The sequence below is a fragment of the Gammaproteobacteria bacterium genome, assembly GCA_013816845.1.
Classification (GTDB): Bacteria; Pseudomonadota; Gammaproteobacteria; order DSM-16500; family DSM-16500; genus Aquicella.
In genome coordinates, this window is the sequence record JACDDU010000005.1 from 182,880 (window position 1) to 202,098 (window position 19,219).

At 37.2% G+C, this 19,219-nt stretch carries 17 protein-coding genes; all 17 read right to left on the reverse strand.

The window, feature by feature from the left end; translation table 11 throughout:
• Positions 1-8: 8 nt before the first annotated feature.
• Entirely contained in the window at positions 9-1,013 is a 1,005-nt protein-coding gene (locus H0W64_10575; protein MBA3662165.1) for a hypothetical protein, read from the reverse strand.
• Positions 1,014-1,025: 12 nt separating this feature from the next.
• On the reverse strand, positions 1,026-3,803 hold the full coding sequence (locus H0W64_10580) for an aminotransferase class I/II-fold pyridoxal phosphate-dependent enzyme (protein ID MBA3662166.1): 2,778 nt from the start codon (positions 3,801-3,803) through the stop codon (positions 1,026-1,028).
• 36 nt (positions 3,804-3,839) lie between these two features.
• Complete coding sequence (locus H0W64_10585) at positions 3,840-4,739, reverse strand: hypothetical protein (protein MBA3662167.1); 900 nt, start codon at positions 4,737-4,739, stop codon at positions 3,840-3,842.
• Positions 4,740-4,749: 10 nt separating this feature from the next.
• Positions 4,750-5,475, reverse strand: coding sequence for a hypothetical protein (locus H0W64_10590; protein MBA3662168.1), 726 nt, complete (start codon positions 5,473-5,475; stop codon positions 4,750-4,752).
• 5 nt (positions 5,476-5,480) lie between these two features.
• A complete protein-coding gene (locus H0W64_10595) occupies positions 5,481-6,689 on the reverse strand; it encodes an N-acetyl sugar amidotransferase (GenBank protein MBA3662169.1) in 1,209 nt (402 codons plus the stop codon).
• Between the two features lie 15 nt (positions 6,690-6,704).
• A complete protein-coding gene (gene hisF / locus H0W64_10600) occupies positions 6,705-7,466 on the reverse strand; it encodes an imidazole glycerol phosphate synthase subunit HisF (GenBank protein MBA3662170.1) in 762 nt (253 codons plus the stop codon).
• Entirely contained in the window at positions 7,460-8,071 is a 612-nt protein-coding gene (gene hisH / locus H0W64_10605; GenBank protein MBA3662171.1) for an imidazole glycerol phosphate synthase subunit HisH, read from the reverse strand. The genes hisF and hisH overlap by 7 nt, the downstream gene beginning before the upstream one ends.
• Complete coding sequence (locus H0W64_10610) at positions 8,068-8,643, reverse strand: acyltransferase (protein ID MBA3662172.1); 576 nt, start codon at positions 8,641-8,643, stop codon at positions 8,068-8,070. Before H0W64_10610 ends, hisH begins: the two co-directional genes overlap by 4 nt.
• 78 nt (positions 8,644-8,721) lie before the next feature.
• Positions 8,722-10,737, reverse strand: a complete 2,016-nt coding sequence (gene asnB / locus H0W64_10615; GenBank protein ID MBA3662173.1) for an asparagine synthase (glutamine-hydrolyzing) — start codon at positions 10,735-10,737, stop codon at positions 8,722-8,724.
• Positions 10,716-11,930, reverse strand: coding sequence for a DegT/DnrJ/EryC1/StrS family aminotransferase (locus tag H0W64_10620; GenBank protein ID MBA3662174.1), 1,215 nt, complete (start codon positions 11,928-11,930; stop codon positions 10,716-10,718). Before H0W64_10620 ends, asnB begins: the two co-directional genes overlap by 22 nt.
• A complete protein-coding gene (locus H0W64_10625) occupies positions 11,918-12,922 on the reverse strand; it encodes an NAD-dependent epimerase/dehydratase family protein (protein ID MBA3662175.1) in 1,005 nt (334 codons plus the stop codon). The genes H0W64_10620 and H0W64_10625 overlap by 13 nt, the downstream gene beginning before the upstream one ends.
• Positions 12,919-13,827, reverse strand: a complete 909-nt coding sequence (locus H0W64_10630) for a hypothetical protein (GenBank protein MBA3662176.1) — start codon at positions 13,825-13,827, stop codon at positions 12,919-12,921. The genes H0W64_10625 and H0W64_10630 overlap by 4 nt, the downstream gene beginning before the upstream one ends.
• 119 nt (positions 13,828-13,946) lie before the next feature.
• Positions 13,947-15,092, reverse strand: a complete 1,146-nt coding sequence (locus H0W64_10635) for a DegT/DnrJ/EryC1/StrS family aminotransferase (GenBank protein MBA3662177.1) — start codon at positions 15,090-15,092, stop codon at positions 13,947-13,949.
• A gap of 9 nt (positions 15,093-15,101) precedes the next feature.
• Positions 15,102-15,677: an N-acetyltransferase gene (locus H0W64_10640; GenBank protein ID MBA3662178.1), complete on the reverse strand. Its 576-nt coding sequence runs from the start codon at positions 15,675-15,677 to the stop codon at positions 15,102-15,104.
• Position 15,678: 1 nt separating this feature from the next.
• Positions 15,679-16,737 carry a Gfo/Idh/MocA family oxidoreductase gene (locus H0W64_10645; GenBank protein ID MBA3662179.1) on the reverse strand — a complete coding sequence of 353 codons (1,059 nt, stop codon included), beginning with the start codon at positions 16,735-16,737 and terminating at the stop codon, positions 15,679-15,681.
• Between the two features lie 122 nt (positions 16,738-16,859).
• The gene (locus tag H0W64_10650) at positions 16,860-17,873 is read right to left on the reverse strand and encodes an SDR family oxidoreductase (protein ID MBA3662180.1); all 1,014 of its coding nucleotides are present in this window, start codon (positions 17,871-17,873) and stop codon (positions 16,860-16,862) included.
• A 25-nt stretch (positions 17,874-17,898) separates the two neighbouring features.
• Positions 17,899-19,191, reverse strand: coding sequence for a nucleotide sugar dehydrogenase (locus tag H0W64_10655; GenBank protein MBA3662181.1), 1,293 nt, complete (start codon positions 19,189-19,191; stop codon positions 17,899-17,901).
• Between the last annotated feature and the right edge of the window lie 28 nt (positions 19,192-19,219).

Genomic DNA, 19,219 nt, shown 5'->3' on the forward strand with positions numbered 1-19,219 from the left:
TCAAAACCTTATTCATTGCCTGCATACAGTGGCGAAAGTGTACCCTTCTCCATAATGATTTCATCATCAACATAAATAGAAGCATTCCTAACAATAGTATCCAAGTGAAAAGGCACTTTATTTTTCCCCCCAATGGTAATATTTGAACCAAAACCAATATGGATTGTCCCTAGACACCCCTCATCTTCTAACATGGATCCGATTAATTCAGCTGCCGGATTCAATCCAATCCCAAACTCAGCAGCGACACGAACTGCATCATTTTGAAAGCGTTCAAAGAGTGCTTCTAATACTGCCGAATGCTGGCCTTCTATCCCAATAATTTTGCCGCCTTTTAAGGTCAATGCAATAGGACTTTGGAGTAAACCCAACTCCGCGCAAGGGATGCTGCCATCAACAATTAAAACGCCAGTTGTTTCTGTTTCGACAGGTGGTACATTGGCTTCTGCATCAGGAGGAGAAGATAAAACACCTGGTGCATAACACCAACCTGGTGCAGAATTTCCCGTTCGTCCCGAAATAGTTAAAACCACATCACTGCCTAACTCGGTGGTAATTCGGATTTTATTCGCGACTGTAAACAGTCGAGCGAGACGATCGGCAATCGGAGAAATTTTTCTAAAATCGACGTAGAGGGCAGGGCGTTTTAATAATTCTGTAGTGTAATCGGGTAAGCTTAAATAGCGCGCTCCTTTTTGAGTCGCTTCGTATCGTGCAGCAGTATGCGCCATTGACATGCTTGTGATACCAAAAATTACATTGGCGTTTGCCATGAGGTTTGCAACCTCGTCAGTTGGTTCTTTACCATGCATTGCTGCAGGTGCAATCGTTTTGTGAATGACATGTGACGAAACAGTTGCTGCAGCGGCAGCTAACTGAACGCCTAAATGTTTTGTCGTATGATCAGAAATAATAATCGCTGATTCATGCGGCTTTAAATCTGCACACACATGGACTAATTGGCTACAGCCGTTAGCAGCATTTCTTTCATCAGGTAACGAATGGATAAGCATTAAAATATTTCCTTAAACGGTGCCAACGGCGCTTAGGCCTTCCGCTTGTGAAGTAAGATGATGTAATTCATGAGTGAGTAAAATCAGAGCTTTAATTTTATCTAACGCTGCAAATATTTTATCAAGGGGTTCAGCACCGATTGATACACGAACAAATTGATCACAACTTTTTCCATATCCAATACCTGGAACGACACCAATGCGAAAATCTTCTAATAATTTTTTGCAAAAAGTATCAGAGTCTAGCTTAGATCCTGCAATGGATAAAAAGATATAAAATGTTGCAGTACCTTCTAAACAGCTAAGGCCAATTTTCTTAATATACTCGATAACCGATTGACGTTTTGTTAATAAAGTAGTGATTTGAGGTTTAGTAACTTTTAAAATATTATAAAAATTTTCCGTAATATAATATTCCAAAATAGTGGCAGGACAAGTAATTAAATGTTGATTCAGTTTTAAAATTTGGTTGATTAACTGCCGGTTAGCAATTACATAACCAATCCGCCAACCGGAAATCCCTAAATTTTTTGAAATAGAATTACAAATAATTGTAAATTTTAATTCTTTGTCAAAATTGCCAATGGAAATGAATTCTTCTTTGTTTGCAACAAAATCACTATAGGCTTCGTCAGATAGGATATATAAATTATATTTTTCTGCCAACTTATATAAATGAGCAATCTCATCTAAAGAAAGGACTGAGCCTTTAGGATTATTGGGATTATTAATAATTAAGACTTTAGTACGATTCGTAATATATTTTTCAAAATCAAAAACACTCTCATGATAAGGCACAGAAACAGGAACGCCATGGCATAATTTTACTTGTTCTGGAAAACTGACCCAAGCAGGTTCATGAATAATAACTTCATCCCCTGGATTGATTAATGCCAATAAGACCATATAGATGGCAACCTTTGATCCAGCCGTAATAATCATTTCATGGAGTGGGTCAAATTTAACATCATACTCTTCTTGAAAATATTGAGCCAAAATTTGGCGTAGCTCGGGAATACCGCGCGAATGGCTGTAATGATATAAGGAAGGATAAGGCAACGACGTAAAATCAAATAAAGGGATATCAAAAAAAGCTTCACCTAAAGACAGAACGGTTACATCAACATTTTGTCTTTGAAGGTCATAAACCCAATTATTATATGTGATAGAAATTGCCTGGTTACACTGCTCGACGATTTGAGAGGGTTTAAAATAAGTATTTTGCTTTAACGCAATGGAACGCATGGTATTTTTGGGTGAATCTTTTTTATAGTGAACCAACCAGGCACGTAATTTCGATTTTTGGATTTTTCCCGTGAAAGTATGGGGCAAATCTTCAACTTCAACAATGGCATCGGGCTGCTGAAACGTAGTTAAATTTGAACGACATGTTTCGGCTATGTGGGTTTTAATATTCGTTATATTATTTTTATTTTTAAATTTCACCACTGCAACAATTTCTTCGCCGCTAACTTCATGAGGCACACCCACTACGGCACATTCTTCCACCTCTTTACAAGTGTAGATTACTTCTTCGATAGCTGCTGGGCTAATATTAATCCCGCCTTTGATAATAAGATCTTTTTTACGTCCCGTGATAAATAAATGATTGTTTTGATCAAGATAGCCTTGATCTCCTGTGTAAAACCATGTTTGATTATTTTTATTAAAATGATGTTGCTGACCAACATATTCATTCATAACAAAAGGGGTCTCGACAATAATTTCCCCTTCTACCGCTACTGCACATTCTTGATCATGTTCATTAACGATTTTTACTTTAACGTTTTTGATAACTTGACCCACACCTGTATGCGGAGTATCTACCCCTTGCATGGCAATAAATAAAGTTTCGGATAAACCGTAATTCTCCAGGAGAGAAATTGCATATTTATTTTCAAATTCCTTCTTAAGTGTCGTGGGTAAAGGCGCTGTGCCGACAAAAGCACGAAGGATGTGGTTTTTACAATAAGTTGAGGCGATCGTACTGCGATCAATTTTAAGTAAAATAGCAATGATGGTTGGAACGAACCATAACGTATTTATTTTATTCTCAATAACTTTATCCCAAAATCCTAAAATAGTTTTTGCATCAAAAGCTCGGGTGAGAACGACACTCGCTTTAGCCAAATAAGGAATAAGGAGAAGGTTATAATACCCGCCTAAATATGTCATCGGTAATAAATTATAAAATCTATTTTCTGGGCCTACATTCATCAAGTCATTAAATACATTACCGTTACCGACTAAATTACCAAGGGTGTGCACGACGCCTTTGGGTCTCGATGTTGTACCTGAAGTATAAATAATAATAGCTTGATTATCTGTCATTAAATAATCATTAGGATTTAGTGCAGGAAAGGTTTCCATCTCACTAAAGTTATAGAAATTGATATCGTTTGATAAATTAGGATCCCGATTGATTAAAATGGGTTTAACTGTGTTTTTTGATAATAATGCAATATATTTGGATTCAGTTAAAACAAACTCAGACTGACTATCTTCTAAAACGAAATTAACTTGATCGTTAGTCCAGGAAGGATTAATAGGAACGACGGTAATACCTGCATATAAACAACCAAAGTAAATTTTGGCAAGTTCCGTAGAATTATCGAGGATAATGCAAAGCCTACTATTTTTGCTCAATCCCAATTTTCTTAAAAAACCAGCTATGGCTGAAGCAGCTTGATAAAAATCATCATAGGTATAAGTTTTCTTAGTATATTCGTCTAAAATAAATTGACTGTCACCTCTGTGCTGGAGACACCCTCTTAAGGCTACATGATCCATTGTTCCTTTGTCCTTAACTATAAACGGTCTATTATCTTATTTGGGTAAGGTTAGTGGCAACCGCGGTACCACTTTAGCATGCGCTGCTACATCGCTCATAATAATCACACCGGGTCCTATGTGAGCATGCTCACCCACCGTAATGTAATCACATATGTGAGCACCAATAGCCAAAACTACATTGTTTTTTATAATACTACTGCCACCGATAACAACATTTGCAAGAATAATAACATTTTCTTCGATCACAACATTATGGCCAACTTTTACTTGGCTATCGATGACGGTATTTTCTTTAATAATCGTATCACCCAGAGCTCCTCTAGCAATACAAGTTTGCGGACCAATTTCAACATTGTTTTCAATAATGAGTCTGCCGATATGAGGGAAAGGAATATAAATATTATCCTTACCTTTTATTTGTCCACATCCAGCTGCGCCCAAAACACTGCCAGCGTTCACGACCACACCTTCACCTAAATATACATTGTCGTAAAGATAAGTATTGCCGTAAATCATCGTATTTTTTTTTATTTCACATTTGCCAATATAAACATTAGGACCAATATATACGTCTTCTGCAATTTTTGCTTCCGGATGAATAATGGCCGTCGGATGGATTCCGCTTGCGGGTTTTTCTACAAAAAACGCATTGGCAATTTTAGCAAAGATATACTTTGGGTCTTGCACAACTAACAAATTTTTTTTAGTTTTTGAGCAAAATTGAATAGAATCATCACAAATAATCAAATTTGCTTTCGTGGCGTTAAACATTTTTTGTTTATCAGCATGCGTTGGACTAATAAAAACTAGAGATTTTTCATTAGCCGTAAATGGCGTTGCAATGTTTTCTACATGAATTTCATTAACATTGCCATGCAATACATAATCATCGTTAATATATTTACAAAGTTCAGATAATTGATAGCCCATCATTTGTTACCTATTATTCGTAAAAATGATGATTAAAATAATTTTCAGGATGGATAAGAGAATAAACAAGGGGCTTGCCTTGTTTAAGATGATCACCTAGATTTCTATGATCATTTTCAATCAGTTTGCCATTATTATAACATTTCCAGTATGTCCAACAGGAATCTGAGACATATAAAGAATTGTGAAATAAATCGAACTCGGGTTCAGTGTCATAGGCTTCATAACCTAAATTGAAATCCCTCGGTTTTTTATCTTTCCAAAAATCTAAATTATTAAGACCTGTCATACCGCCATGACTTGCAACACCAGTAATTTTAATATCGAAAATTCTATTTAAGATATCGATATCACGCCATAAGCAATGGGTAGCGTCTTCATTCCAGATGACAGCTTCATCATTGACTTCAGAATGATAACCAATTTCGTGCCCTGTTTCTTTGATATATTTTAAAATTCGATAATTTTCAAACGAGAAAGGGTTGTATTCATTAGCATGAAGACGAACAAAAAAAGTCGCTTTAATGCCTAATTTGTTAAAAATATTCGCTATCCTTTCTGCTTTTTTTACCGATACATCAATATCGACACGATTCACTAATAACTTGCTGTGGGTTGTCATCTTTCGTTCAAGGTAGTCCTGGCATCGTAAAACTTCATAACCGAGCGAGAGTGCAAGCTCAAAGTGACTTTCTAAGTTGGCAAAAGTAAAATGGAAATGCTCTTTTTGGGCTTGCACCTGTTTTATCCTTTAGTCGTATCTTTTAACGTGTATTTCATATAGAAACTCATCGGTATTAAATTAAGCTTAGCCATGCAATAGAAAAATGGACGTAAGTTTTCAAAAGTTGATTTATAACTTTTAAAATCTTTGTAGGTTTTACGCGGCAACGTCATTAAATCAACAAAAGTTTGATCATCTAATTCCCACCTTTTTTTGATCATATCAATAAGGTCAGGCTGGCTCCCAGGCGGGATTTTCAAATGCGCTAACCCTTCCTCTCTTTCCATTTGGCCAGATCTTACTAATGCTGCATAGCCGTTAATGCGTTGATCAATTCCAAATCGTCGTGGCAAAAAATAACTATGATAAAAATTAGTCATCCGATTTTCTAAATGGTGGCCGCCATACCATTTCCAATCGAATTCCTGTGTTAGCATTTTTTTAACGTCTTCTTTGTTGTAATCAATATACCAAAGAGGACGAATTTTTTTTAAACGATTCAATAGCATCCATTTCATTTGTTTACCTAACCACAAATGAGGGTAGGTTTTAAGGTTTTTAATTTTTCCAAACTTTTTATGCATGCTATGAATATATTTTGCATCCATGTAAAGCCAGCCCAGCGGCGAAAGTCCCTCGGTTTTAAAAGAGTGCCCTTCAAAAATATATTTAATACGATATTTCTCAGCAGCCATATTTAAGGTCGAAGCAAGTGCTAAATCCGTGGGCGCTTCTAAATCTGCAGTACCGCATTGCAATATGGATTTATATAAATCATCATACTCATGGTTATCAACAACATGAGTCCATAACTCAACATTTAATTTATCTAAGACATTAAAAATATTTTCAACAGCAATGGTTGAATTCCATGTATTATCATAATGGACTGCCAAAGGACGCAATCCTTTTTCTTTTGCAAAGTGCACCAGGAAGGAGGAATCACACCCGCCACTTACGCCGACAATAACATCGTAAGGTTTTTTTCTACCTTCATAACGAATTTTTTCAATGATTCTTTCAAGTGTTGCGCGACCTTCCGGACTTTGATACTGGGCATCTAATTGATCGTGCGTGTGACAATAATGACACACGCCATTTACATCAAAAGTAATAGTAGGTGTTGTTTCATCATAAAGACAACGGGTACAGCGCTTTTTTGGAATAAGTTGGATTCTTTGCCATTCTTCCTGCCACTTGGCTTCGTCAGTAAAATAGATTGCTTTCATGTTCTTCCTTGTCTCTTAAGGTAAGAGACTTATTAATTCAGCACGTTTCGGAAAACGTGTTAAGACAGCCCGGTTCCGGCCTTGATAAACTACCATACTTCCCGCTGCCACTGCTGATGCTTCCCCAACATGTACCGCTTTTGCAAAATCTTTAATTTCGCCCGCGCCACCACATGCAATGAGAGGAATATTAACTACTTTTGTAACCAATTTGATGAGGTCAATATCATAACCACTCATGGTTCCATCACGGTCTACAGAAGTCAATAATATTTCTCCCGCGCCCTTTTTTTCCATTTCAACAGCAAAGCTTGCAGGGTCATAAGCGTGTTTTTTTTTGCCGCAATGCGAATAAACTTTGTAATGACCAAAAAAATTCTTTTTAACATCGATCGATGCAATAATACTTTGACTACCGTAGCGTTCGGCAACCCGGCTAATAAAGTATTCATCTTCAAATGCAATTGTATTAAGTGCAACTTTTTCAACGCCTAATGCAAATAATTTTTTTACATCCTCTAAAGTTCGAATGCCGCCGCCATAGGCAATGGGCATAAAACATTCTGAGGCAATTTCCTGAATGAGCTTAAATGCAGGAGGCGTAGCTGTCGGTGTCCTGCTAATATCAAGAAAAATAACTTCATCAACTTCTTTAGTATTAAAAATTCGAACTATATTGATTGGATCGCCCACATAATTCGGTTTTTGGAATCGAATGGTTTTGACTAACTGACCATTTTTCAATAATAGGCAGGGAATAACCCGCGTTCTCAACATGATGTCGACTCAATAAATTTTTGAAGAAAGTGCATGCCAAATAAATGACTTTTTTCAGGGTGAAATTGCGATCCTAAAATATGCGCTTTGCCAATAATTGCAGGAAAAGCATAACCGTGATGAGCAGTCGCCAAAACATGTTGCGGTTCAGTACACACTGCATGATAAGAATGTACAAAATAAAAACGTGTTTCGTCTGCCAGGGAATAGTTTGACTGAGCTGAAATCACTTGATTCCATCCCATATGAGGCACTTTGATTGCCTTATTTGGAGAATTAAAGCGAACGCATTGACCTTTGATCCATCCAAGACCTTTGCAATGACCTTCTTCACTTTCCTCTAATAATAATTGCATCCCAAGACAAATCCCCAGTATAGGTATTTGTTTATGAAGCACAGCTTCCGTTAAAATATCAATAAGTCCCGCATTATGTAAATTCTGCATGCCATGATCGAAAGCCCCAACCCCTGGCAAAATGAGCTTATCCGCAGTCAAAATGTCATGTTCGGTGTTCGAAATTGTTGCCTCCACACCCATTTTTTTTAGCATATTGACAATGGAATTAATATTACCAAGTTGGTAATCAATGACGACTACTTTCAAATTTCACATCCTATCATTTCTTGAATGATTCGTACGGGTGAGCCAAAAGCTTTACAGTTGGGGGGAATATTGATGTTAACAAGGCTATTTGCACCAATAATGGAACCCTTCCCCACATGGGTTCCTTTTTGAATAATCGTATTAGGGCCAATGTAACAATTGTCTTCTATGATGGTTTTTGCGTGTTGATAGGGTTTTTTTCCACCGGATATAGCCCATTCAACGCTATCGTGACTATAAATTTGTACGCCGGCCGAAATTGAACAATTCGATCCAATCGCGAGCCCTCCTGAACCATCCAATAAAACAAATGGTCCAATCCAAGTATTGGAACCAACGATAACCTCGCCTAAGATGATGCTTGTATCATACAAAGTTGTTCCTTCACCAAATCCTAGAAACTCCGCTTTGTCATGCCGATCAACAAAGTATTCGCCGAGGGGTAATGATCGATTAAATTTTAATTTTTTCTTGTGCCATAACAATTTGAGCAAATTAATGAATTCTATGCCCAAGTGGTGGGCAGATGAATTAGCTTTAATCGTCTCTAACTCTTCAACCGTTCTTTTCATACGATGGCTTTAACCTTTTGTTGTTTAATTTATTGAAGTGCCAACGTTATTAATGAAAATGAATATACGGATCGTTAATTACGCGTAAAATTGATCACTCCACTCTTCAAAATTAAGCAACGACCAAATAAATAAGCGTTTGTTATGATGCCCCTGCAAATGGCTCTGTAGAATCTCATCGACAGATCCAAAGTCCAGTAAGTTATAAATTGATCGATTCGCATCCATTAATTTATTTTTGACATAACTAATGGAATCACCTTTAAACCAACTTTCATCAGGAGAAGAAAACCCTTGTTTCTTTCCTTGTGTAATGTGATCAGGCATATATTTTTTTAAAGCACTTCTTAATATTAATTTTCCATCATTGGCTTTTGCAAAATATTTATGACCCTTATTCCCAGGTTCATTTTCATTGATTCGAAGTGCCTCTTGTAAATTTCCTAGTTTCAAATGAACGGGTACTTTCATCGCAAAATCAACCAAATCATTATCTAAAAAAGGCACGCGCGTTTCTAATGAATGCGCCATACTTAATTTATCTTCTACGACTAACAAGCCGTGTAAAAATGTTTTTGCTTCAAAGTAAAGTGAATGATTAATATAATCTTGGGGGCTCACAATCGTACTTTCTTGTTTGCGAAAAACATCACGGAATATATCTCTCGTCCAAACATGGGAAACTTGATCCCAAATGGGCGCAAAAATTTTCTTAATTTGTGAGTTATCGATTAAGCGTTGCCAAAAGAGATAATATTTATCGATATAATGGTTAAAATCATCATTATTAATAGCTTTATAATAACGCCAAGGGTATCCGCCAAATAATTCATCTCCCCCGGTACCCGCCAGAACCACTTTAACAAATTTGCTTGCTAATTTACTGGCATAAAAATTAGGATAACTTTGTCCAACACGCGGTTCTTCAAGGTGCCATGCAAATTTTGGTAAACACCTTTCCATGTCTCCTGATTTTAATACCATTTCATAGTGTTCTGTCTTAAATAAATAAGACATGTGTTCCGCTGCTTCTCTTTCATCAAAGGCAAGTTCCAATCCAGAAGCGCTATGTAAATCAAAACCTACGGTGAAAGTTTTTAAGTAAGGTATTTTTTTTGCAGCAAGCGCAGTAATTGAGCCACTATCCATGCCGCCACTTAAATAACTGCCAATTTCGACATCGCTAACTAATTGTCGATCAACTGCTTGAGTAAATAAACGATCTAACTCTTCAATATAAGATTCAGATGATTCCTTACAATCAGGTTCTTGGAAATGAAAATCCCAATATTGTGTAGACTTTAAACTAGGCGTTTCATGACTAAGATTCGCCATCATAAAGTGGCCAGGAGACAGAATTTTTATATCTTTGTATAACGTTTTATCAGTGAAGATGTTTTGAAAGGTAAAATATTCTAAAAGTGCTTCACAATCGATTTCTTTTTCATAAGCTTTGTATTCTAAAATACTTTTTATTTCACTGCCAAAAATAAGTGTGCCATTTGATAATTGTGTGTAGTAAAGCGGTTTGATTCCATATCGATCGCGTGCTAAATAAAAATAATTATTTCGTTTATCCCATAGTGCAAATGCGAACATGCCATTGAATTTATTTACCGCTTCAATGCCCCATTCTAAGTATGCATTGATCACAACTTCAGTATCAGTATGTGTCCTAAAATGATAACCAAGTTGTTTCAACTCGGTTTTCAATTCTTTAAAATTATAAATTTCACCATTATAAGTTAACCAAATTTCTTTGGACAAATCACTCATGGGTTGATGACCGGCTGCACTCGTATCAATAATAGCTAACCGTCTATGTCCAAAAAAAATATTCCAAGTACACGCTTTTAATTCTGACATTCCCCACCGAGAATCAAGTGTAGGCAGCATGGGATTGACAGTTTGAAATTTTTTATCAGTTAAACTAAGGTAATAGCCACCGCGTTTTTTTTTTCGTTCCTGTTTTTGTGCAACAAAATATCCAGCATCGTCTGGACCACGATGCGCGATTACATCACACATCGATTTAATTTGCTCTACATTAAGCGTGCCATTACCAAAACAAACTACGCCACAAATTCCACACATTGGCCCAATGCCTCATGAATATTTTCTATCACATAATTAAATTCTTCATCTGTCATATCGGCATAAACAGGTAAGGTAATACTTAACCGATCCGCAGCATAAGACATTAAAAAATCATGAGGCTTATGCTGATAGCGATCCGCATAATAAGTTAAAGTATGCACTGCATGTGTACCTTGGCGTGTTGCAATCTCTTTTTCTTCCAAGGCTTGCATAAAACTATTTCTTTGCGCATTAAGTCGATCGATTTTTTCAATGGTTAAATGAGTTAGTTTTTCATTGCCTTGAAATAAGCAAACGTAGGATTGATAACCATGTTGATAATGATCAGGAGACGTTGGAATAAGAAGTTGGGGTATGGATTGCAATGCATGGTCGTATAATTTTGCAATCCGTCTACGACCCGACATGATTTGCGAAGCTTTTTGTATTTGAGCCACACCCAACGCACCTTGCAAATCTGTCATCCGATAATTGTATCCACGCATTTTAAAATCAGGAAGTAAAGAACCCCCCTTTTCTTTGTGACGTGTTAAATCAGATTTGCTGGCACCGTGATCTTTGAGCTGCGAAATCGATTGTGCAAATTCCGCATTATGCGTAATTAACATCCCCCCCTCACCCGTAGTAATTGACTTACGCGGATGAAATGAAAAACAACCACATGTACCGAAAGTACCCGCATGCTGATTTCCAATCCACGCATCAAATGCACAAGCAGCATCTTCGATAACTTGAACTTGATATTGATCCGCAAGCGCCATAATAGCAGGCATATCTGCACATAAACCAAATAAATGGACGGGCATTATAGCTTTAATAGCAGGATCATTTTTTAATAATTGCTCAAGATGATGAGTATTAATATTGAATGTACTTAAATCAATATCACAAAACACAACATCTGCGCCTGTGTATTCGACCGCGTTAGCAGAAGCCACATAAGTGAATGATGGAACAATGACCTTGTCACCAGGTCCTATCTTCATGACGAGCAATCCTAAATGAAGAGCAGTCGTACAGTTGGATAGTGCTTGCGCGTACGGCGTTTTGGTAAAGGCTGCAAATTTTTCTTCGAATGTTTTAACATTTGGCCCTTGAACAACCCAGCCCGTTTCTAAAGGCTTGATAATCGCCTCTTTTTCAGCATGATCAAACATTGCTTTTGTAATAGGAATTTTCACGCTGCACATACCTCTTTTAAGCGACTTTTAGCAACTAAAGCTTTATGTGAATTACGCCAATTAATTAAATCTTTTAATCCACTTTCTAAATCAATAGAATATTTGAAGCCAATTTCCTTCTCAGCACGCGTTGGGTCACCAATACGATTCGTTACAAAAGATTGACCGGCGGGGGCATATTCAATGGGTAATGGGGAGTTTGTAATCTTTAAAAGTTTTTCAGTTAAGGTTTTAATGCTAATTTGTACACCACTGCCCACATTATAGTTTTCATCTGTTGCACTCGATTGGAGCGCACAAAGATTAGCACGAGCCACATCGGTAACATAAATAAAATCGTACGCTTGTGAACCATCGCCATAGACAATGGGCGATAGGTTTTGGTCGATTCGATCTAAAATTTTCATAATCACTGCGATATAGGTTCCCTTATAATCTTGACGGGCACCATATACATTCATATAACGCAATCCCACATAATTTAATCCATAGCGGTGATAAAAAGCACGGCACATATGTTCGCCTGCAATTTTGCTTGCACCATAAAAAGTTTTATTATTGTAAATATGATCTTCTGTCATAGGTAATTCCACCGCATCGCCATAAACTGAGGCAGATGAGGAATAGATTAGCTTTTTAACTTTATGTTTTACACAAGCTTCTAAAATATTAAAAGTTCCTTCGATATTCACGTGAAAAGCACTGCGGGGATAATCATGGCAGTGCAATAACCATAAGGCAGCAAGGTGAAATACGTAATCCTTCCCTTTAATTGCTTGATCAAGGATGTCTGTTTGAATGATATCGCCACCTAGTTCAAATATTTTTACCCGGGGGTCAGAAAGAGCGTTCGATAAATTTTCATAAGTACCGCGTGCAAAATTATCATAAATAACAATTTCTGCCACGTCAGTTTGAACCAGCTGGTCGACGATGTGACTTCCAATTAACCCTGCACCGCCTATGACTAATATTTTTTTCCCTGACAATTCGTTATTCATAATGCTCCTTGTTGATAATATTGAAAGATAAAACGATCCCTTTCAATGTAGCGTACTGAGGGAAGAAAGCCTCGGGGAAACTCATTACTTTGAACGCCAAATTCATAGCAAGAAATATTTTCGTTATGATCTTCTATATAAGTTAATTGCATAATTCTTTTGTACCAATGTTTTAAATGGGCGAGTCTTGCTTCATTAATAAAAACAAAGGGATAATTGCCAGAATGTGAAGTGACATCGGCTCGTATATCTTGGGATATATAATTTATTTCATAATCACCATTTAAATGGTCGATCATTTCGAGTAAAGATAAAGGCTTTCCTAGATAGGTAAAATAAACATCTTGGTCGATGTCATATAAAACCCACTTATTCAAATTCTGATTAAAGACTTCAATGAGATAATGCCCAGCATCATAAGTATTTAATTGATTCAGCGCGCGTGTACCGATAACACGTGACTTTATTTTTACGGAGGTTAAGAATTTTAAGGCAAAACGCGTTGCCGCCTCGCAGGTTAATATTAATTTATTATTTTTAGCTTTTAATTTTAATTCATTATAAGACAAGCTATCATCTTGTTCACCGTGGGTAAGCATCCAAGCAATAGAAGACATTAATTGCGGTAAATCATCGGTATAAACGATACGCTGCTCGTTATATTTTTCGGGAAAAATAAAGCGATATAAGCCATCACATTGAATGTCATATTGATGATGATGAAATTTATATTGGCCTGGCTGGATCACTAACTCAGAGGGTAGAGAAACCCCTTGATTCAAAGGAAGCGGCTCAAGGTAGCTAATCTTTAATCCTTTCGCAAGATAAGCAAAAGGCGTATTTACATATTGATCATGGTTATCATTCGGAAAAAGACGCAGAAAACTGAGCGATTTTTTTATCATTTTTTTAAACTTAAAAATCATTTTCGTACGTAGTTGATCTGATTGCTTATACAGCAACCAGACATTAAGTAAGAGACTGATTATGATCAAAGTCTTTAGCATTTTACCATCATTAATAATTATCCGACTGTGCGCGTTTGAATAACATCGTAAGTAATTTCGTGAACTGCATTAACAATATAACGCTGTTGTAATTCTGTTAGATGAGCGCTCATGGGGAGGCTGATAATTTCATTGGCTATATTTTCGGCGACCGGAAAATCTCCCTTATGATGATTCAAATAATTAAAACACGGTTGTAAATGTAATGGCTGCGGATAATGAATAGCTGTAGGAATTTCTCGAACTTTAAGTTGGTTCATGAATTCTTGTCTTTCTTTAACGCGAATGGAGTATTGAGCATAGATAGATGTACGATCTGATTTTACATACGACAACATCACGTTAGCATTCGTCAATTGCTCATTGTAATATTTGGCAATCTGACTGCGCTTCTTAATTTCATCAGGGAAATACTTTAGTTTTACCTGCAAAATAGCTGCTTGAATGGTATCCAACCGTGCGTTAAGCCCAATATATTTGTGATGATAACGCTTTGTTTGACCATGGACTCTTAAACTTTTAATGCGCTCAGCAATTAAATCGTCATTCACGATAACCGCTCCGCCATCACCATAACAACCCAAAGGTTTAGTTGGAAAAAAACTCAAACATCCTATATCGCTCAAATTACCCGATTTTTTTTCGCGGTAGAGTGCACCTAAACTTTGTGCTGCATCTTCAATGACATATAATTTTCTATCATATTGATGCGAATATTTTTGTGCTAAAGCATTGATTTCATCCATGTCGGCCGGCTGGCCATATAAAGAGACCGGTAAAATGGCGCGTGTTTTAGCGGTAATTTTAGCTTCAATTTGACTTGCATTAATATTGTAAGAATCCGCTTCAATATCAACAAAAATGGGTATGGCGCCCAACAGACTGATCATTTCGGCAGTTGCTATGAAAGTAAAAGGTGTTGTAATAATTTCATCACCAGGTTTGATGTCAATGGCCATGAGAGCCAACAATATTGCATCAGTACCATTTGCGCAGGTTACAACATGCTTACAATTTAAAAATTCTCCTAATGCTTCTTCAAATTGTTCAACTTCAGGACCCATGATAAATTGGCTGGAGTTCAGTACCTTTTGAATAGCAAAATTGATTTCTTCTTTATACTCGTAGTATTGGCTTTGCAAATCATGAAAAGCTATATTCATTGTATTCCTTCACATTGGATAAACTGTATCTGCTTCTATTCGATAGCGGCTCTGATCAAATGCATCGAAAGCAGTATCATTGTCATTGAAAACAAGTTTATTTCCTGCCTTACTAACCCATCCATATTGTTTTGCAGGTACGCCGTACACGAGAGCAAACGGTTTAATATCCTTGGTAACGGTTGAGCCTGCGCCAACCAATGCATATTCACCTATGGTTACACCACAAACGATCGTTGCATTCGCACCAATTGCACACCCTTTTTTTAAAAGAGTTGTTTTAAATTCTGCGCGGCGCACAATAAACGCTCGGGGATTAATAACGTTGGTAAATACCATGGAAGGTCCCAAAAATACATCATCTTCGCAAATAACCCCTTCATAAATTGAAACGTTATTTTGGACTTTAACATGATGACCAATGAGAACACGCGGACCCACCACACAATTTTGACCAAAAGAACAGTGATCTCCTATAGAAACTTCTGAAAGTATGTGACTAAAATGCCAGATTTTAGTGCCCTGCCCGATTTTAACTTCGGAATCGATATAAGCTGATTCGTGGACAAAAAAATCTTTCCCCATACTATAACTCCAATGGTAAATGAATGGTTTTTGATTCTTTTTTGGCAAGATAAGCTGAGACTAATAGTTCCAACGATTTTAAACCTTCACGACCATCCGTTTGAGGTTTGGCTTCGCCACGAAATACTTTAATAACATTTTCGTAATATCGTAAGTGTCCTGTGCCATACACCGAAGAGATTTCGTAATTTAATTGCGCCATTTCATCTTGGGAATCATTGGCATCGGCAAATTCCCAATGTTCAATTTGATTAAGTGCCGGACCGCCTAACTTCACAATGCCCTTTTCACCTAGGATAGTAATTGATCCTTCCAAGTTTTTTTGAAAAGCAAGCATCGTCACGCTCATTGAACCTAAGGCACCCGAACGCCATTTAATATTTAAAACCCCTGTGTCTTCAACTTCAATATTACGAGCTAAAGTACCCATCATGGCTTGGACCGATTCAACCGGACCAATTAACCAATCTAATAAATCGATATAATGGCTCGCTTGATTCATAAAAGCACCGCCATCGAATTCCCACGTACCACGCCACGCATCTTGATCATAATAGGCTTGCGGACGCGTCCAAAAAACATTGGAATTCACCAAATAAATTCGACCAAAGCGATCCGATTCAATCGCTTTTTTTAATGCACAAATAGTACTGTTATGCCGATTTTGTTTAACGACAAAGAGGTACACATTTGCTTTATCGCAAGCTTTAACCATTCGCAATCCATCTTGCCAACGCGTAGCCATGGGTTTTTCTGTAATGACATGTTTACCAGCTTCTGCAGTAATACAAGTTTGCTCTGCATGAATGCCGCTTGGCGTACACAAGATGACAACATCAACCGTTGGCTCTTCCACTAGCAATTGCTCAAGTGTCGCATAGCCTTTCACGGATTGTTGCGTTATCGCCTGCGCTAAACGATCTGAATTGGGATCACAGACTGCAATTAATTCTAAATCGGTTTGATGATGGTTTATTGCATTGAAATGATTATTTGAAATTCTACCGCAACCAACAAGCGCTACTTTAATTTTTCTATTTAAAATTGATTGTATTTGCATAACCTTTCAACTTAAGTTCCATAGGTTGATAACCGCTTGCGCAGAATCAACAATTATCCATTATGAGGATGGTTTTTCAGCGCAAATGCACAACCCAACCTACATTCATTTCTTGTCAGGACTTAATTGCCCTGCTCGGACTGAAACCAGGCAATGGTTTGTTCAAGTCCGACTTGTACATTGTAATTTGGTTTATACCCTAACAAATTTTTTGTTTTGCTGATATCTGCCAAAGAATGTCGAATATCACCAGGACGAAAATCCTGATAAATAGGTTGATTCGCTTTGGAGAGATGGTCCGTAATCATTTGGTACAGCTGATTTAAAGAAGTGCGTTCACCCACTGTAACATTATAAACATGATTCACAATATCCGGATTCTCAACGCAGGCGGCCAGTAAGTTAACTTGTACTGCATTGTCGATATAGCAAAAATCGCGCGATGTTTCTCCATCCCCATTCACATAAACAGGTTGACCATTTAATAAGGAAGTAATCCATAGCGGAATAACTGCTGCGTAGGGACCATCTGGATCTTGTCGTGGTCCAAAGATATTAAAATATCTTAAGCCAATGCAATTTAAGCCGTAACAGTTCGAAAAGGCTTTTGCATACAATTCATTTGTTAATTTTGAAACTGCATAAGGAGATAAAGGATTGCCAATATGCGTTTCTATTTTCGGTAATTCAACCGAGTCACCGTAAACTGAGCTAGATGATGCATAAATAAAACGCTTTATCTTTTCATTTTTTGCGGCAATCAACATATTTAAAAAGCCAGTTACATTCGTTTGATGCGTCATCTCTGGCATTTCTATCGAACGAGGCACACTACCTAATGCCGCTTGATGGAGTACATAATCACAATGTTCCACCGCTTTTTTACAATCATCAGGATTACGAATATCACCTTCATGGAAAATAAAGTTGTTACGTTGAGACGGAGTCATTTTTTTTAAAACATCATCAATGTTAGACTGAAAACCAGTTGCAAAATTATCTAACCCCACAACTTTTTGATTTAATTTTAAAAGCGTTTCCATTAGGTTTGAGCCAATAAATCCAGCCACACCGGTGACCAACCACGTCTTGGGTGTAACTAATAAATCATTTTTAATTTTTTCAAATATTTGCACAGTAGATTTTACCAAGTTTTACTAATTATAAACGCCAAACATGCACACCTTGTTCCCGCAGTTTAATCGGATCGAGAACACCTTTTATATCGATAATCAATTTTGGATTATTTAGTCGGCGGACAAAATCCTCAAGAGGATGATCTCTGTAACTATCATGAGCCACAGCAAGTATAATCGCATCTAAATCGGTAAACAAATCCCAGTCGACGATTTCAAGATCATACTCTTTTTTAGTCATTTCCCGATTTGCTCGTGGGTCGTGCAAAATAATATTAGCGTGAAAAGAGTTTAACTCTTGAATAATATCAATAACCTTTGTATTGCGAATATCTGAACAATTCTCTTTAAACGTGAGACCCATCACGCCAATCCGCGCACCATTAACCGGCTTCCCTAATCGATTGATTTCTTTCACCGTCCGCTCTGCAATATATTTACCCATATTGTCATTAATACGACGGCCCGCCAAAATAACTTCCGGGTGCACGCCACTCATATTTGCTTTGTGCGTAAGATAGTAAGGATCGACACCAATGCAGTGGCCGCCTACTAAACCGGGTTTAAAGGGTAAAAAATTCCATTTTGTACCGGCAGCTTCTAAAACTTCCGCGGTGTCAATGCCCAATTTATTAAAGATAATAGAAATTTCATTAATTAAAGCAATGTTGAGATCACGCTGTGTATTTTCAATGACTTTAGCAGCTTCGGCAACCTTGATGCTTGATGCTTTAAAAACACCCGCAGTTACTACACTTCCATACACGTCGGCAATGATGTCTAAAATAGCCGGGGTTTGTCCGGACACAACTTTACAAATGTTTGTAAAACTGTATTGACTATCTCCAGGGTTAAGTCTTTCGGGTGAATATCCAACAAAAAAATCTACCCCGCATTTTAAACCCGATTCTTTCTCAAGGACAGGTGCGCATATTTCTTCGGTCACGCCTGGATAAACCGTGGATTCATACACGACTATATCGCCTTTCTTCAAATGAGGCGCAACCAACGTTGAGGCAGATAACAAATGCGAGAGATCAGGTTGTTTTGCTAAATTGATAGGGGTAGGAACCGCAATGATATGAAAATTAGCTTGCTTTAAATCGGTAGCGTGATGCGTAAAAAGTAAATTGGTTTCAGCTAATTCCTCAGTTGAAACTTCTTGGGTATGATCATACCCTTTTTGTAACTCTGTTATCCGTTTTGGATTAATATCAAAAGCAATGACACGTTGTTTCTTACCAAAAGCGACTGCGACTGGTAATCCTACATAACCTAAACCAATCACTGAAATATGATAGCCCACGTCTTTCTCCATAAACGAATCATTCCTTTACTAAATCCAC

Excerpts from the sequence above, each read along its gene's own strand:
- H0W64_10575 (MBA3662165.1), bottom strand. The coding sequence starts at position 1,013 with ATGCTTATCCATTCGTTACCTGATGAAAGAAATGCTGCTAACGGCTGT.
- H0W64_10580 (MBA3662166.1), bottom strand. The coding sequence starts at position 3,803 with ATGGATCATGTAGCCTTAAGAGGGTGTCTCCAGCACAGAGGTGACAGT.
- H0W64_10585 (MBA3662167.1), bottom strand. The coding sequence starts at position 4,739 with ATGATGGGCTATCAATTATCTGAACTTTGTAAATATATTAACGATGAT.
- H0W64_10595 (MBA3662169.1), bottom strand. The coding sequence starts at position 6,689 with ATGAAAGCAATCTATTTTACTGACGAAGCCAAGTGGCAGGAAGAATGG.
- hisF (MBA3662170.1), bottom strand. The coding sequence starts at position 7,466 with ATGTTGAGAACGCGGGTTATTCCCTGCCTATTATTGAAAAATGGTCAG.
- H0W64_10610 (MBA3662172.1), bottom strand. The coding sequence starts at position 8,643 with ATGAAAAGAACGGTTGAAGAGTTAGAGACGATTAAAGCTAATTCATCT.
- asnB (MBA3662173.1), bottom strand. The coding sequence starts at position 10,737 with ATGTGTGGAATTTGTGGCGTAGTTTGTTTTGGTAATGGCACGCTTAAT.
- H0W64_10620 (MBA3662174.1), bottom strand. The coding sequence starts at position 11,930 with ATGTGCAGCGTGAAAATTCCTATTACAAAAGCAATGTTTGATCATGCT.
- H0W64_10625 (MBA3662175.1), bottom strand. The coding sequence starts at position 12,922 with ATGAATAACGAATTGTCAGGGAAAAAAATATTAGTCATAGGCGGTGCA.
- H0W64_10630 (MBA3662176.1), bottom strand. The coding sequence starts at position 13,827 with ATGATAAAAAAATCGCTCAGTTTTCTGCGTCTTTTTCCGAATGATAAC.
- H0W64_10635 (MBA3662177.1), bottom strand. The coding sequence starts at position 15,092 with ATGAATATAGCTTTTCATGATTTGCAAAGCCAATACTACGAGTATAAA.
- H0W64_10640 (MBA3662178.1), bottom strand. The coding sequence starts at position 15,677 with ATGGGGAAAGATTTTTTTGTCCACGAATCAGCTTATATCGATTCCGAA.
- H0W64_10645 (MBA3662179.1), bottom strand. The coding sequence starts at position 16,737 with ATGCAAATACAATCAATTTTAAATAGAAAAATTAAAGTAGCGCTTGTT.
- H0W64_10655 (MBA3662181.1), bottom strand. The coding sequence starts at position 19,191 with ATGGAGAAAGACGTGGGCTATCATATTTCAGTGATTGGTTTAGGTTAT.